This window comes from Streptomyces sp. NRRL F-2664 (genome assembly GCF_000719345.1).
Classification (GTDB): Bacteria; Actinomycetota; Actinomycetes; order Streptomycetales; family Streptomycetaceae; genus Streptomyces.
Genome location: NZ_JOFX01000039.1, coordinates 116,588 through 130,969, shown reverse-complemented (window position 1 = coordinate 130,969; position 14,382 = coordinate 116,588). Strand labels below are relative to the sequence as shown.

General features: G+C 69.8%; 13 protein-coding genes. 3 read left to right on the top strand and 10 right to left on the bottom strand.

Annotation, left to right across the window (positions count from 1 at the left end):
• Window position 1: 1 nt before the first annotated feature.
• The 6 genes from IF89_RS0127865 to rfbB form a co-directional block, all read right to left on the bottom strand.
• Window positions 2-901 (bottom strand): glycosyltransferase family 2 protein, encoded by a 900-nt coding sequence (locus tag IF89_RS0127865; RefSeq protein WP_030773815.1) that lies wholly within the window; start codon window positions 899-901, stop codon window positions 2-4.
• A 6-nt stretch (window positions 902-907) separates the two neighbouring features.
• On the bottom strand, window positions 908-1,348 hold the full coding sequence (locus IF89_RS0127860) for a DUF2304 domain-containing protein (protein WP_078628564.1): 441 nt from the start codon (window positions 1,346-1,348) through the stop codon (window positions 908-910).
• Window positions 1,345-2,034 (bottom strand): glycosyltransferase family 2 protein, encoded by a 690-nt coding sequence (locus IF89_RS0127855; RefSeq protein ID WP_030773811.1) that lies wholly within the window; start codon window positions 2,032-2,034, stop codon window positions 1,345-1,347. Before IF89_RS0127855 ends, IF89_RS0127860 begins: the two co-directional genes overlap by 4 nt.
• A 68-nt stretch (window positions 2,035-2,102) precedes the next feature.
• Window positions 2,103-3,437 carry a hypothetical protein gene (locus IF89_RS0127850; protein ID WP_199820572.1) on the bottom strand — a complete coding sequence of 445 codons (1,335 nt, stop codon included), beginning with the start codon at window positions 3,435-3,437 and terminating at the stop codon, window positions 2,103-2,105.
• The gene (gene rfbD, locus IF89_RS0127845; protein ID WP_043194494.1) at window positions 3,434-4,306 is read right to left on the bottom strand and encodes a dTDP-4-dehydrorhamnose reductase; all 873 of its coding nucleotides are present in this window, start codon (window positions 4,304-4,306) and stop codon (window positions 3,434-3,436) included. The genes IF89_RS0127850 and rfbD overlap by 4 nt, the downstream gene beginning before the upstream one ends.
• A 47-nt stretch (window positions 4,307-4,353) precedes the next feature.
• Complete coding sequence (gene rfbB, locus IF89_RS0127840) at window positions 4,354-5,331, bottom strand: dTDP-glucose 4,6-dehydratase (RefSeq protein ID WP_030773803.1); 978 nt, start codon at window positions 5,329-5,331, stop codon at window positions 4,354-4,356.
• A gap of 81 nt (window positions 5,332-5,412) precedes the next feature.
• Here rfbB and rfbA point away from each other — a divergent pair, with 81 nt between their 5' ends.
• Window positions 5,413-6,288 carry a glucose-1-phosphate thymidylyltransferase RfbA gene (rfbA, locus tag IF89_RS0127835; RefSeq protein ID WP_030773801.1) on the top strand — a complete coding sequence of 292 codons (876 nt, stop codon included), beginning with the start codon at window positions 5,413-5,415 and terminating at the stop codon, window positions 6,286-6,288.
• Window positions 6,285-6,884, top strand: a complete 600-nt coding sequence (gene rfbC, locus IF89_RS0127830) for a dTDP-4-dehydrorhamnose 3,5-epimerase (RefSeq protein WP_030773799.1) — start codon at window positions 6,285-6,287, stop codon at window positions 6,882-6,884. Before rfbA ends, rfbC begins: the two co-directional genes overlap by 4 nt.
• A 187-nt stretch (window positions 6,885-7,071) precedes the next feature.
• Here rfbC and tuf read toward each other — a convergent pair whose 3' ends face one another.
• The 4 genes from tuf to rpsL form a co-directional block, all read right to left on the bottom strand.
• Complete coding sequence (tuf, locus tag IF89_RS0127825) at window positions 7,072-8,265, bottom strand: elongation factor Tu (protein ID WP_030653602.1); 1,194 nt, start codon at window positions 8,263-8,265, stop codon at window positions 7,072-7,074.
• Between the two features lie 151 nt (window positions 8,266-8,416).
• Entirely contained in the window at window positions 8,417-10,549 is a 2,133-nt protein-coding gene (fusA, locus tag IF89_RS0127820) for an elongation factor G (protein WP_030773796.1), read from the bottom strand.
• A gap of 39 nt (window positions 10,550-10,588) precedes the next feature.
• On the bottom strand, window positions 10,589-11,059 hold the full coding sequence (gene rpsG, locus IF89_RS0127815; RefSeq protein ID WP_007265894.1) for a 30S ribosomal protein S7: 471 nt from the start codon (window positions 11,057-11,059) through the stop codon (window positions 10,589-10,591).
• Between the two features lie 2 nt (window positions 11,060-11,061).
• Window positions 11,062-11,433 (bottom strand): 30S ribosomal protein S12, encoded by a 372-nt coding sequence (gene rpsL / locus IF89_RS0127810; RefSeq protein WP_007265893.1) that lies wholly within the window; start codon window positions 11,431-11,433, stop codon window positions 11,062-11,064.
• Window positions 11,434-11,800: 367 nt separating this feature from the next.
• Between rpsL and IF89_RS0127805 the strand changes: the two genes are divergently transcribed.
• Window positions 11,801-14,284 (top strand): YfhO family protein, encoded by a 2,484-nt coding sequence (locus IF89_RS0127805; protein WP_234327889.1) that lies wholly within the window; start codon window positions 11,801-11,803, stop codon window positions 14,282-14,284.
• Window positions 14,285-14,382 lie beyond the last annotated feature (98 nt).

The window sequence follows — 14,382 nt, the reverse complement described above, 5'->3', positions numbered from 1 at the left end:
ATCAGTTCTGGCCGGAGGTGAAGGCGTGCTTCGCCAGGGTGCGGGCGCCCGCCTTGTTGCCGCTGCGCAGGGCTCCGGGGAGCATCGTCAGCGCGTGCAGCCGGGAGGCGCTGTGGAAGCGCGCCGCGCGGGCCGCCTTCGGCCAGCCGCGGGCGTCCATACGGGCCGCGACCGCGGAGAAGTACCGCTCGGCCTCGGCGAAGCGGGTGCCGGAGAAGGCCTGCACGGACGACTCGCTGACGGCGTGCCGGCGGTACTGGAAGACGGTCGTGGAGTTGTCGATGACCATCTGCTCCCCGGCTTCGAGGAGATCGACGACGAGCGCGAGGTCCTGGATCACCGAGTAGTCGTCGCGGAAGTTCACCTTGCGCAGCACCTCGCCGCGCCAGGCGATGGAGGGGAAGTAGAGCCAGTTGCCGCGCAGCACGCTGGCGGCCAGCTCCTCGCCGCCCATCAAGCGGCGGCCCTTCACCTGGGGGGCGTAGAGCCGCTTCTTGGTGTTGTCCGCCAGGCCCTGGGCCACCTGTCCGGTGCCGTCGATCACCTCGACGCCCGGCTGCACCATGCCGATGCCGGGCTGTGCCTCGACGATCGCGCGGACGGTCTCCAGGTAGTGCGGGTGCAGGAGGTCGTCGCAGCCCATGATGACCACGTAGTCGGCCTCGGAGAGCTGCACGCACTTCTGGAAGTTCTTGGTGATGCCGAGGTTCTGCTCGTTGCGCGTGTAGTGGACGCGGTCGTCGCCGAGCCCGGCGAACCAGCCCGGTACGTCGGGCTCCTTGCCGTCGTCGATGACGACGAGGCGGAAGTCCCGGTCGGTCTGCGCCAGGACGCTGCGGACGGCGTCCTGCATCAGCTGCACGTCCCCGTAGTAGGGGAGCATGAAGTCGAGCGTCACCATGGGGCGTCAGGCCTTCACGGAGTCGGAGTCGGCCTTGGCGCCGGCGGCCGGGGCGGCCTCGGGCTCCGGCGCCGTGCCGGCGGCGGAAACCGCTCCCAGGCGCTCGTCGTTGTGGCGCGTGCCCTCGTTGATGGCGACCGTCCGGGCGAGGTCGGTGATCTTCTTCTCCAGCGAGCGGAACCGCAGGAAGGTGTTGAGCGTGAGGAAGCCCATCGCGAGGACCATCACGTAGAGCACCAGGTCGGTGCCGCGGCCGACGCCGAGCTGCTGGGCGAGCCAGGTGACGTCGGTGGGGCGGAGCACGGCGTAGACGTTGACGACGACGAACAGCGAGAAGGCGATGCGCTTCCAGGCGCGGTTCTTCGCCTGACTCCACGTCCGGATGAACACCAGGGCCATCGACACGGAGCCGACGATCAGGACGAGCTGGATCCAGAAGTACTTCATCGACGCCCACGCTCCCGCAGCGAAATGTCAAAGATGATGTTCACGCCGTTGATGAGGGACTGGCCCTTGGAGCGCGAGTATTCGGTGTAGAGGATGTCCACCGGGACCTCGGTGACCCGCAGGTCGGAACCCGCCAGGAAACCGACGAGCTCGGACGCGTGCGCCATGCCGTTCATGGTGATGTTCAGCTGCTCGGCGGCCTTGCGGCTGAGGACGCGCAGACCGTTGTGCGCGTCGGTGAGCTTGAGCTTGCGGGCCGTGGGGCTGACGGCGGCGGCCGTGCGCAGGACGACCTGCTTGATCCACGGCACCTGGCCGTTCTGCTCGATGAAGCGGGAGCCCAGCACCACGTCGGCCTCGTCGCGCCGCAGCACGCCGACCATCGTCTCGACGTCCTTGGTCTGGTGCTGGCCGTCGGCGTCGAAGGTCGCGAAGTAGCGGGAACCGGGCTGGGCGAGCGCGTACTTCAGACCGGTCTGGAGGGCCGCGCCCTGACCGAGGTTGACCGGGTGGCGGACCAGGTGGGCACCCGTGGTCGCTATGTGCTCGGCCGAGGCGTCGGTGCTGCCGTCGTCGACGACGACGATGTTGGGGAACGTCTTGCGGGCCCCCTCGACCACGTCGGCGATCACCTGGCCCTCGTTATAGGCCGGTATGACCAGCCAGACATCGTCGTATTGGGACACGGTAGCTCCAGCGGAATGTGGCACGTACGAGTGCTCGGTGATCGGTGTGACGTCTTGTGCCGGCATGGTCATCTCCCTGCGGTGCCCGCGCCCGGGGCGCCGGCGCCGGCCGTCTGCCGGGGGGCTTCACCGGCTGCGGCCGCGGCTCCGGGGAAGCTCAGCCTGAGGGCTGCCAGCATAGCGAGCACGGTGGCCGTCGATCCCAGGGCGTAAGCGGCGATCACGCGCACGGACACCTCACCGGGGATCAGGGTGACGCCCAGCAGGACCGCGGTTCCGACGGCCCAGCAGAGCAACTGCAGGTTGTGGCGCTTGAATACCATGAGCGCCTGCCCGAGGACCATCGCGAACATGTACGCCACGGTGCCGGCGGACAACAGGAAGAAGTCGAAGCGTCCCAGCACCGGGTCCTCGATGCCGAACAGCACCTCGATGAGCCAGGGGCCGAGAGCCGTGGCGGGCACGCCGCCGAGCAGGCCGAGCGCTGCGACGACCAGCGCGATGCGGCGCAGCATCGCCCAGAAGGCGGCCCGGTCGCCGGCGGTGAAGGCGGCGGTGAGGCCGCTGAGCAGCGAGGCCTGGAGCGAACCGAAGACGAAGAGCGGTACGCGGGCCAGGACCAGGGCGCTCAGCAGCGCCGCGATCAGCGCGCTGTCGGCCGGGGCCAGCAGCTTGGTGCTCATCACGGCCGCGTTCACGACGAGCTGCGACAGCAGGGTGGCGCAGACGAGCAGCCCGAGCCCGCCGCACAGTTCGCGCCAGGCGATGTGCTCGCCGGGGCCCGCCGCGCGCAGCAGCGCCGGCAGCGTCACGAGCGTCGCCACGACGGGCGCGACGGCCAGGACGAGGCTGAACGCGAGGGCCGAGTGCAGCCCGAACAGGGCGCACGCGAAGGCGAGCACGATCCGCAGGCCGCCGTCGACGGCGAGCTGGGTGCCGTACGCGCCGAAGCGGCCGAGGCCGGCCAGCACACCGCGGGTGAGGTAGCAGACGGCCATGCCGGTGAAGGCGCCGCCGAGCGCGGCCACCAGGGCGCGGTCCCCGTGGAAGAGCAGGTCGGCGAGGGGGCCGGCGGCGACGGCGAGGACCAGCAGGGTCGTTGCGAGGATCCCCGCGGTGAGCAGGGTGGCGCGGCGCAGCACCGGGGCGGCGCCGTGGCCCAGGACCACGCGGGCGGAGACGATCCGGGTGAGTTCCTGTTCGACGGGGAAGAACACGCCGATGCCGATGGACATCACGATCGTCCACAGCACCGAGACGTTGGCCAGGTCCTGCGTCGACAGACTGTGTCCGGCCACGCCGAGGTGGACGTACGAGGCCGCGCCGAGCACGACGGTGCCGCCGGCCACCGCGACGGTGCCCGGCGGCAGCGCCGCGCTCAACTTGTTCAGCAGGGTTTTCATCCCGTACGGCCGTTCCGGGCCGCCTTCGCGAGTGCGGCGAATCCGGGGGTGGCGAGTGCCTGCGCGAGCTGTTCGCGCCAGTCGGGGAGCGGCTCCAGGCCGGCCTGCTCCTTCCAGGCGTCGTGCGCGAGCACGCTGAAGGCGGGGCGGACGGCGGGGCGGACGAACGCCTCGGAGGTGGTCGGCCGGATCCGCTCGGGGTCCAGACCGCTCAAGCGGTAGGTCTCGCGGGCCAGTCCCATCCAGGTGGTGCGGCCGCTCGCGGTGCCGTGGTAGATCCCGCCCATGGCGTGGCCGCGCAGCGCGGCCAGACCCAGCTCGACCAGGTGCTGCGCGAGCGCCTTGGACCACGTGGGCTGGCCGTGCTGGTCGTCGACCACGTCCAGGGTGTCCCGCTGCGCGGCCAGCTTCAGCATCGTGGCGACGAAGTTCGGCCCGTGCTCGCCGTAGAGCCAGGCGGTCCGTACGACGTACCCGTCCTGCGGCAGCAGCTCGGTCACGGCCTGCTCGCCGACCAGCTTCGAACGCCCGTAGGCGTTGACCGGGCCCGTCCCGGCGTCCTCGCGGTAGGGCTCGGCGGCGTCGCCGGGGAGCACGTAGTCGGTGGAGACGTGGATCAGGCGCACGTGCGCGGCGGCGCAGGCCTCGGCCAGGACGCGCACGCCGGTGCCGTTGACGGCGGTGGCGGCCTCCTCGGCGGTCTCGGCGCCGTCCACGTCCGTCCAGGCGGCGCAGTTGACGACCACGGTGGCGTCCTCGACCGCGGCCCGGACCGCGTCCGGGTCGGTGATGTCGAGGTCGGCGCGGCGCAGGCCCACGGCCTCGATCCCGGCGCGCTGCAGGACGCTCAGGACGTCCTGGCCGAGCATCCCGGCGGCGCCGGTGACCAGCCAGCGGCCGGCGAACGAGTTGGTCCTCACTTCTGCAGGGCCGCCTTCGCCTTCAGCGGCTCCCACCAGGCGCGGTTCTCGCGGTACCAGTCGATGGTGGCCTTGATGCCGTCCTCGAAGGTGACCTGCGGGGTGTAGCCCAGCTCGGCGCCGATCTTGCTGATGTCGATGGAGTAGCGCAGGTCGTGGCCCTTGCGGTCCTCGACGTGCTCGACCATGTCCCAGCCGAGGCCCGCCGCCTCCAGCAGGACGCCGGTCAGCTCCTTGTTGGTGAGCTCGGTGCCGCCGCCGATGTTGTAGACCTCGCCGGCCCGGCCCTTGCGCATGGCCAGGTCGATGCCGCGGCAGTGGTCGGAGACGTGCAGCCAGTCGCGCACGTTGCCGCCGTTGCCGTACAGCGGGACCTTCTTGCCGTCCATCAGGTTCGAGACGAACAGCGGGATGACCTTCTCCGGGAACTGGTAGTGCCCGTAGTTGTTCGAGCAGCGGGTGACCACCACGTCCATGCCGTGCGTGCGCGCGTAGGCCAGCGCCAGCAGGTCGGAGGACGCCTTGGATGCGGAGTAGGGGGAGTTGGGCACCAGCGGCCACTCCTCGGTCCAGGAGCCCTCGCTGATGGAGCCGTAGACCTCGTCGGTGGAGATGTGGACGAAGCGGCCGACGCCGTGCTTGCGGGCGGCGTCCAGCAGCACCTGCGTGCCGACGACGTTCGTCATGACGAAGGGGCCCGCCCCGGCGATCGACCGGTCCACGTGCGACTCGGCGGCGAAGTGCACGACCACGTCGTGGCCGGCCATCACCTGGTCCACGGCCTCGGCGTCGCAGATGTCGCCCTTGACGAAGCGGTAGCCGGAGTGGTCCGCGACCGGGGCGAGATTGGCCTCGACGCCCGAGTAGGTCAGCTTGTCGAAGACGGTGATCTGCGCCGTGGCGTCTGCACCGAGCTGCTGGCGGACGAATTCTGAACCGATGAAGCCGGCGCCGCCGGTCACGAGGATGCGCATAATACGAAGAGTCTAGCCGCCTGCCGAACGTCACACGCCGGACGGTCGGACCGCCCCGGCCCTCTCGCATAGGGTTCACCCATGCGTGGAATCCTTTTGGCCGGTGGCACCGGATCGCGACTCTGGCCGCTGACTCGGGCCGTCTCGAAGCAGCTGCTGCCCGTCTTCGACAAGCCGATGATCTACTACCCGCTCTCCACCCTGGTGATGGCGGGCATCAGCGAGATCCTGATCATCACCACCCCTGAAGACCGCGACCAGTTCGAGCGCCTGCTCGGCGACGGTTCCCAGTTCGGACTGCGGCTGGAGTACGCCGTCCAGGAGCGCCCCGAGGGCATCGCCCAGGCGTTCGTGCTCGGCGCCGACTTCATCGGCGACGAGTCCGTCGCGCTGATCCTCGGCGACAACATCTTCCACGGCAGCGGCCTCGGCACCCGCCTCGCCCAGCACACCGACGCCAAGGGCGGCCGGGTGTTCGCGTACCCGGTGGCCGACCCGACCGCCTACGGCGTCGTGGAGTTCGACGAGACGGGCCAGGCCATCTCCATCGAGGAGAAGCCGGTCAAGCCCAAGTCCCGCTACGCGGTGCCGGGTCTGTACTTCTACGACAACCGGGTCGTGGAGATAGCCAAGGGGCTCAAGCCCAGCGCCCGCGGCGAACTGGAGATCACCGCCGTCAACGACGCGTACCTCCAGGCCGGCGAACTGAACGTCACCATCCTCGACCGCGGCACCGCGTGGCTGGACACGGGCACCTTCGTCTCGATGGTCCAGGCCTCCGAGTTCGTCCGCGTGATCGAGGAGCGCCAGGGCTTCAAGATCGGCTGCATCGAGGAGGCGGCCTGGCGGGCCGGCCTGATCGACAGCGCCCGGCTGCGCGCGCTCGCCGAGCCGCTGACCAAGAGCGGCTACGGCACGTACCTCCTGGCCCTGCTGGACGAGGAGGAGGGCAAGTGAAGTTCCGCGAACTCTCCATCGCGGGCGCCTTCGAGGTGACCCCGCAGCTGCACGGCGACCCCCGCGGCCTGTTCACCGAGTGGTACCGCTTCGACCGCCTGGCGGAGGTCGTCGGCCACCCGCTGAACCTGGCCCAGGCCAACCTCTCCGTCTCCGCCGCCGGCGTGGTCCGCGGCATCCACTTCGCCGACGTCCCGCGCGGCCAGGCCAAGTACGTGACCTGCGTGCGCGGCGCCGTGCTCGACGTCATCGTCGACCTCCGGGTGGGCTCCCCCACCTTCGGCCGGTGGGAGGGCGTCCGCCTCGACGACGTCGACCGCCGCGCCGTCTACATCCCCGAGGGCCTCGGCCACGGCTTCTGCGCCCTGACCGACGACGCCACGCTGTCGTACCTGTGCTCGGAGACGTACAACCCGACCGGCGAGCACTCGGTGCACCCGCTGGACCCGGACCTCGGCATCGAGTGGCCGGCCGAGGCCCCGCAGCTGTCCGCGCGCGACGAGGCCGCGCCGTCGCTGGCCGAGGCCATCGCGACCGGCCTGCTGCCGGACCACGCCGCCTGCGTCGAGTTCACCGAGTCCCTGCGCGTGAACTGACGCGCCGCCCGCACGCAGCAGGAGGGCCGCACCCCGCAAGGGGTGCGGCCCTCCTTCGTGTCCGGCCCGGGCCGCAGCCCCGGGCACCGACCACGCCGAAGGGCCCCGTCCCACCGCCGAGGCGATGGGCCGGGGCCCTCCGTGCAACTTGGTGCTCGTCGAACGAGCTACCAGGTCAGAACACGAATTACTTCGTGATCTTGGTGACCTGGCCGGCGCCCACGGTACGACCACCCTCACGGATGGCGAACTTCAGGCCCTCCTCCATGGCGACCGGCTGGATCAGCGCGACCGACATCTCGGTGTTGTCGCCCGGCATGACCATCTCCGTGCCGGCCGGCAGGGTGACGACACCCGTGACGTCCGTGGTACGGAAGTAGAACTGCGGACGGTAGTTGTTGAAGAAGGGGGTGTGACGGCCACCCTCGTCCTTCGACAGGATGTAGGCCTGGGCCTCGAACTCGGTGTGCGGGGTGACCGAACCGGGCTTGATGATGACCTGGCCGCGCTCGACGTCCTCGCGCTTGATGCCACGGAGGAGCAGACCGACGTTCTCACCGGCCTGGCCCTCGTCGAGCAGCTTGCGGAACATCTCGATACCGGTGACCGTGGTGGTGGTCTTCTCTTCCTTGATACCGATGATGTCGACGGTCTCGTTGACCTTCAGGACACCACGCTCGATACGGCCGGTGACGACCGTACCGCGACCGGTGATCGTGAAGACGTCCTCGACGGGCATGAGGAACGGCTTCTCGGTGTCACGCGGCGGGGTCGGGATGGCCTCGTCGACGGCGGACATGAGGCCGAGGAGCTTCTCGCCCCACTCCTTGTCGCCCTCGAGCGCCTTCAGCGCGGAGACGCGGACGACCGGCAGGTCGTCGCCCGGGAACTCGTACTCGGAGAGCAGCTCACGGACCTCGAGCTCGACGAGCTCCAGGATCTCCTCGTCGTCCACCATGTCGGCCTTGTTCAGGGCGACGACGATGTACGGAACGCCGACCTGGCGGGCCAGGAGCACGTGCTCCTTGGTCTGCGGCATCGGGCCGTCGGTGGCGGCGACCACGAGGATGGCGCCGTCCATCTGCGCGGCACCCGTGATCATGTTCTTGATGTAGTCCGCGTGACCCGGGCAGTCGACGTGGGCGTAGTGACGCGCCTCGGTCTGGTACTCGACGTGCGCGATGGAGATGGTGATACCGCGCTGGCGCTCCTCAGGAGCCTTGTCGATCTGGTCGAAGGCCGAGGCCTCGTTCAGGTCCGGGTACGCGTCGTGCAGCACCTTGGTAATGGCGGCCGTGAGGGTCGTCTTACCGTGGTCAATGTGACCGATGGTGCCGATGTTGACGTGCGGCTTAGTCCGCTCGAACTTCGCCTTCGCCACGGGGGTCCTCCTGGAGAGTGGTTCTGTACGCCTTACAGATCGGCGCCAGGTGATCTTTGCTGGAAAGCCGGCCGGTCCCCGGGGCAACGGGAGTGGCTCCTGTTGCCCCAGAGGCTGCCGGTGACAAGCCTAAAGCGTGTACTCCGAAGAGTTACTCGCCCTTGGCCTTCGCGATGATCTCCTCGGCGACGTTCCGGGGAACCTCGGCGTAGGAGTCGAACTGCATCGAGTAGCTGGCGCGACCCGAGGTCTTGCTGCGGAGGTCGCCGACGTAGCCGAACATCTCCGACAGGGGCACGAGGCCCTTGACGATCTTGGCTCCGTGACGGTCCTCCATGGCCTGGATCTGGCCACGGCGGGAGTTGATGTCGCCGATGACGTCACCCATGGACTCCTCCGGCGTGGTGACCTCGACGGCCATCATCGGCTCGAGGAGCACGGGCGAAGCCTTGCGCGCGGCCTCCTTGAAGGCCTGCGAACCGGCGATCTTGAAGGCGAGCTCGGAGGAGTCGACCTCGTGGTAGCCACCGTCGAGAAGCGTGACGCGGACGCCCGTCATCTCGTAGCCGGCCAGGATGCCGAACTGCATGGCCTCCTGCGCACCCGCGTCCACCGAAGGGATGTACTCCTTCGGCACACGACCGCCGGTGACCTTGTTCACGAACTCGTACGCCGGGCCGTCGGCCTCGGTGATGGGCTCGATCGCGATCTGCACCTTGGCGAACTGACCGGTACCACCGGTCTGCTTCTTGTGGGTGTAGTCGTGGCGCTCGACGGCCTTGCGGATCGTCTCACGGTACGCGACCTGCGGCTTGCCGACGTTGGCCTCGACCTTGAACTCGCGCTTCATACGGTCGACCAGCACCTCGAGGTGCAGCTCGCCCATACCGCCGAGGATGGTCTGGCCCGTCTCCTCGTCCGAGTGAACGTGGAAGGAGGGGTCCTCCTCCGCGAGACGCTGGATGGCGACACCCAGCTTCTCCTGGTCACCCTTGGACTTGGGCTCGATGGCGACCTGGATGACCGGAGCCGGGAAGTCCATGGACTCCAGGATCACGGGCTGCTTGTCGTCGCACAGCGTCTCACCGGTGGTGGTCTGCTTCAGGCCCATCACGGCGACGATGTCGCCGGCGCCCACCGAGTCGATCTCCTCACGCTTGTTCGCGTGCATGCGGTAGATCTTGCCGATGCGCTCCTTCTTGCCCTTGACGGAGTTCAGCACCGCGGTGCCGGCCTCCAGGCGGCCCGAGTAAACCCGGACGAAGGTGAGCTTGCCGAGGTGCGGGTCGCTCATGATCTTGAACGCGAGCGCGGCGAGGGGCTCCTCGTCCGACGGCTTGCGCTTCACGACCGTGTCGGCGTCGCGGACGTCGTGGCCCTCGATGGCCTCGATGTCCAGCGGCGACGGCAGGTAGCGGACGACGGCGTCGAGCAGGGGCTGGACGCCCTTGTTCTTGAACGCCGTGCCACAGAACACCGCGGTGATCGTGGGCTCGCCCTTGCCCTTGCCGGAGCCGAGGATGATGCGACGGACGGCGGCGTGCAGCTGCTCCTCGGTCGGCTCGTCGCCGTTGAGGAAGAGCTCCATGATCTCGTCGTCGTTCTCGGCGACGGTCTCGACCAGCTTGCCGCGCCACTCTTCAGCGGCCTCGGTGTGGCTGGCCGGGATGTCGACGATGTCGTACATCTCGCCCTTGGTGGCCTCGGCGGACCAGACGAGCGCCTTCATGCGAACCAGGTCGACGACACCCTGGAAGTCGGCCTCGGCACCGATGGGGAGCTGCATGACGATCGGGACGGCGCCGAGGCGGTCCTTGATCATGTCGACGCAGCGGTGGAACTCGGCACCGGTACGGTCGAGCTTGTTGACGAAGCAGATGCGCGGGACGCCGTAGCGGTCCGCCTGACGCCAAACGGTCTCGGACTGCGGCTCCACACCGGCGACACCGTCGAACACGGTGACGGCACCGTCGAGCACGCGGAGCGAACGCTCCACCTCGACGGTGAAGTCGACGTGGCCCGGGGTGTCGATGATGTTGATGGTGTGGTCGACGTCCTCGAGCGGCCAGTGGCAGGTCGTCGCGGCGGACGTGATCGTGATGCCGCGCTCCTGCTCCTGCTCCATCCAGTCCATCGTGGCGGCGCCGTCGTGGACCTCACCGATCTTGTACGACACACCGGTGTAGAACAGGATGCGCTCGGTGGTGGTCGTCTTGCCCGCGTCGATGTGGGCCATGATGCCGATGTTGCGCACCTTGGCCAGGTCAAGCGAAGTGGTAGCCATAAGGCTTCGGTCTTCTCTCGGTCTCGATGTGGGGTGGGACTACCAGCGGTAGTGCGCGAAGGCCTTGTTGGACTCGGCCATCTTGTGCGTGTCCTCGCGCTTCTTGACGGCAGCGCCAAGACCGTTGGAGGCGTCGAGCAGCTCGTTCATGAGGCGCTCGGTCATGGTCTTCTCACGGCGGGCGCGGGAGTAACCCACGAGCCAGCGGAGCGCCAGGGTCGACTGGCGACCCGGCTTGACCTCGACGGGGACCTGGTAGGTCGCGCCACCGACACGGCGGGACTTGACCTCGAGGGACGGCTTGACGTTCTCCAGCGCGCGCTTCAGCGTGATGACCGGGTCGTTGCCGGTCTTCTCGCGGAGGCCTTCCATGGCGCCGTAGACGATGCGCTCGGCGGTGGAGCGCTTGCCGTTCAGGAGGATCTTGTTGATGAGCGAGGTCACCAGAGGAGAGGCGTAGACCGGGTCGATGATGACCGGGCGCTTCGGGGCGGGGCCCTTACGAGGCATTCTTACTTCTCCTTCTTGGCGCCGTAGCGGCTGCGGGCCTGCTTGCGGTTCTTGACAGCCTGGGTGTCAAGCGCACCGCGGATGATCTTGTAACGAACACCCGGCAGGTCCTTCACACGGCCACCACGCACGAGCACGATCGAGTGCTCCTGCAGGTTGTGTCCCTCACCCGGAATGTAAGCGGTGACCTCGATGCCGGAGGTCAGACGCACACGCGCGACCTTACGGAGCGCCGAGTTCGGCTTCTTCGGGGTGGTCGTGAACACACGCGTGCAGACGCCGCGACGCTGGGGCGAGGCCTCGAGCGCGGGAGTCTTTGTCTTCTCGACCTTGTCCTGCCGGCCCTTGCGGACCAGCTGCTGGATCGTAGGCACTACTTCTCCGGTTTCTGTGTGCCGTGTAGTGAAGCTAACCTGGAACTTTGCCGACCCACGCGGTCGGGTGTGTCGGACCCTGCACACTTCCACCGAGGTGAGAGGGGCACGGATCGCGGTGTGGTCTTCTCGGCTCACCGCGGGTCTTGAGCGCACGCGGGAGCCCAGGGCACACCCCAGGCACAAGGTCAGAGCGTACCTACCTCACAGAGGTAGGTCAAAACAAATGCCCAGCACGAAAACCCGCCGCGCGCAAGCGGTAGAGGGCCGTTCGGCCCGACACCGCTCGCCGCCGCCCTAAACTGACGCTTTGCCCGGACGCCGGGCGCCCGCGAGCCGATCAGCAGGGAGCAGCACATTGGGGACCGTGGCACCCGAGCCGACCGCCCTCGACGCCCGGCCCTCCGCCCCGGAACGCCCCGGGTCGGCCGTCCGCAGATCCGTTCGCAGATCTGTCCGCCGGTCCGCCCGCCTGCGCGGACCCCTGCTGGCCTTCCTCCTGACCGCGACCGCCTTCACCGCCGCCTGGGCCGCCCGCGGCACCTTCCCCTTCGGCAACACCGGGCGGGCCCTCAACGACCAGGCCAACCAGTACGTGCCCTTCCACCGGGCCCTGTGGGACCTGGCCCACGGGCAGGCCGCCGGGGACCTGCTCTTCAGCTGGCGGGGCGGATTCGGACAGCAGTTCCTGTCCGACTACCACACCTACCTCGGCAATCCTTTCTCCTGGATGGCCGTCCTGGTCCCCCGCGCCCACGTGGACCTCGCCGTCTTCGCCGTCACCCCGGTCACCATGGGGGCCGCGGCCGCCGTGATGACGGTCTACCTCGGCAAACTGCACGCCGGGCCCTGGTGGCAGCGGGGCGTGCTCGGGGCGACGTACGGCCTGTGCGGGTGGGCGCTCAGCGACGCCTCGTACATCCCGATGTGGCTCTGGGGCCTGGTCGCCCTCCCCCTGCTCGGCATCGCCGTCGAGTGGTGCCTGGAGGGGCGTCGCTGGCCGGGTGCGGCCCTGCTGGTCTCGCTCGCCTGGTTCGGGAACTTCTACACCGCGATGATGGCCACGATGGCCGCCTGCGTCCTGCTGGCGATCCGTCTCGCCACCCGCGACACCACGGCCCGCGAGCGGCTCCTCGCCCTGGGGCGGGCCGCCACGGCCGCCGGCACCGGCATCCTGCTCACCCTGCCCCTGCTGCTGCCCTCGTTCCTGTCCAGCGGGGCCGCCCAGCCCACCAGGGCCGCCGCCTTCGACCCCGTGCGCATCGAGGTCTTCTTCGCCGGCATGCTGCCCGCCACCCACCTGTGGGGCGGCCGCCCCCGGCTCTACGTGGCCTCGCTCGGCCTGATCCTGGCCGGCTCCTTCCTCCTCAACACCGCCGTCGCCCGCCGGACCCGCCTGGTGTGGGCGGCCGCCACCGCGCTGGTCCTCGCCTCCTTCCAGTTCCCGCCCACGCAGTACGTGTGGCACGGCCTGGCGGTGCCCAACGGCAACCCGTACCGGGAGACCTTCGTCTTCAGCGGGATGGTGGTCGTCCTGGCCTGGCTGGCGCTGGCCAACCGGCCCCGCCCGCGGCATCTCGCCCTGATGGCGGGCGTGCTGGTCGCGGCCGCCTTCGTGCTCCGCCGCACCGACGACTTCGGCGGCTGGACCTGGCCCGCGGTGCTCGGCGGCGGGAGCGTCTCCCTCCTGGCTCTGGTGCTGCTGCGGCTCGGCGAGAAGCGCCGCTTCCTGGTCCCGGTGGCCGCCGTGCTGATGACCGCAGTCGTCCTGGCCGAGTCCACCGCGGCGGCGGCCGGCGCCGACGCCCGGCGGGCCCGGGAGCGCTGGGCGAAACCCGTGCCCACCTCGAACGAGTCGATTTCCCGGCACTTCGAGGCCGTTCTCGGCGCCGGGGACTGGCCCGCCCACCGCACCGACTCGGGCGCGCCGCAGACCGCCTACAACGACGCCCTGGCGCTGCGCGCGGAGGGCCCGCAGTACTACAGCAGCTACCTCCCCGAAGCCACGTACAAGGCGCTGGAGCCCCTCGGCTACGGCTTCAAGAACGACGGCCGGACCTTCTTCGGCGCCGACAACCCGGTGCTCGACGCGATCTTCTCGATCGGCGCCCGGGTGCGGCCGGGGGCCGCCCCGAACAGCTGGACGGCCGAGCGGTTCCCGGCTCCCCCGCTGGTCACCGTCCGCACCGCCCCGTACACCTCCCCCCACCCCGCGGACAGCGTCTACGCCCGCCAGGAGAGCGTCCTGGGCGCCACCGTCTACGAGGTCCCCGCGGTCACCCCCGGCGGCAGCTCCGGGGACCGGACGTACGCGGCCCGCTGCCGGCCGGGCTCGGAGGCCTACTGGTACTCCCCCGGTGTCGACGGCACCCTGCGCACCGCAGGAACCGAGAAGCCGCTGGAGGGCCGGAGGACCGGAGTGGTCCCGCTCGGCCCCGTCCCCGCGTCGGGCACGCTCGCCGTCACGGTGCAGAGCCGTGCACAGGACGCCGACGCGGGCGCCCACCCGCTGGGCTGCCTGGACCGCGCGGCCCTGGGGGCGGCCGTCGACCGCCTGAAGGCCACCGGGGCCACCGCGGTCGAGGTCGGCGGTCACTCGATCGGGGCCACTCTCCCGCCGGGCACCCGCGGCACGGCGGTCGTCGCCACCACGGCCGTCCCGGGCTGGAGCTGCTCCGCCCCGGTCACGCCCTTCCACGGCCTCCTGGCCGTGGACCTCCCCGCCGGCACGACCCGCTTCTCCTGCACCTTCACCCCGGAGGGACTCACCGCAGGCCTGGCCGGCGGCGCACTGGCCCTCCTCGTCCTCGCCGCCGTCCCGACGGCCGCCCGCCTGCGCCGCCACCGCTGACCGGCCGTCCTCCCCCGGGCTCACGCCCGCGGGGAGGACGGCATACGAAGAGGCCCCCGCCGCTCCTCTCGGAGCAGCGGGGGCCTCTTCATACGAGC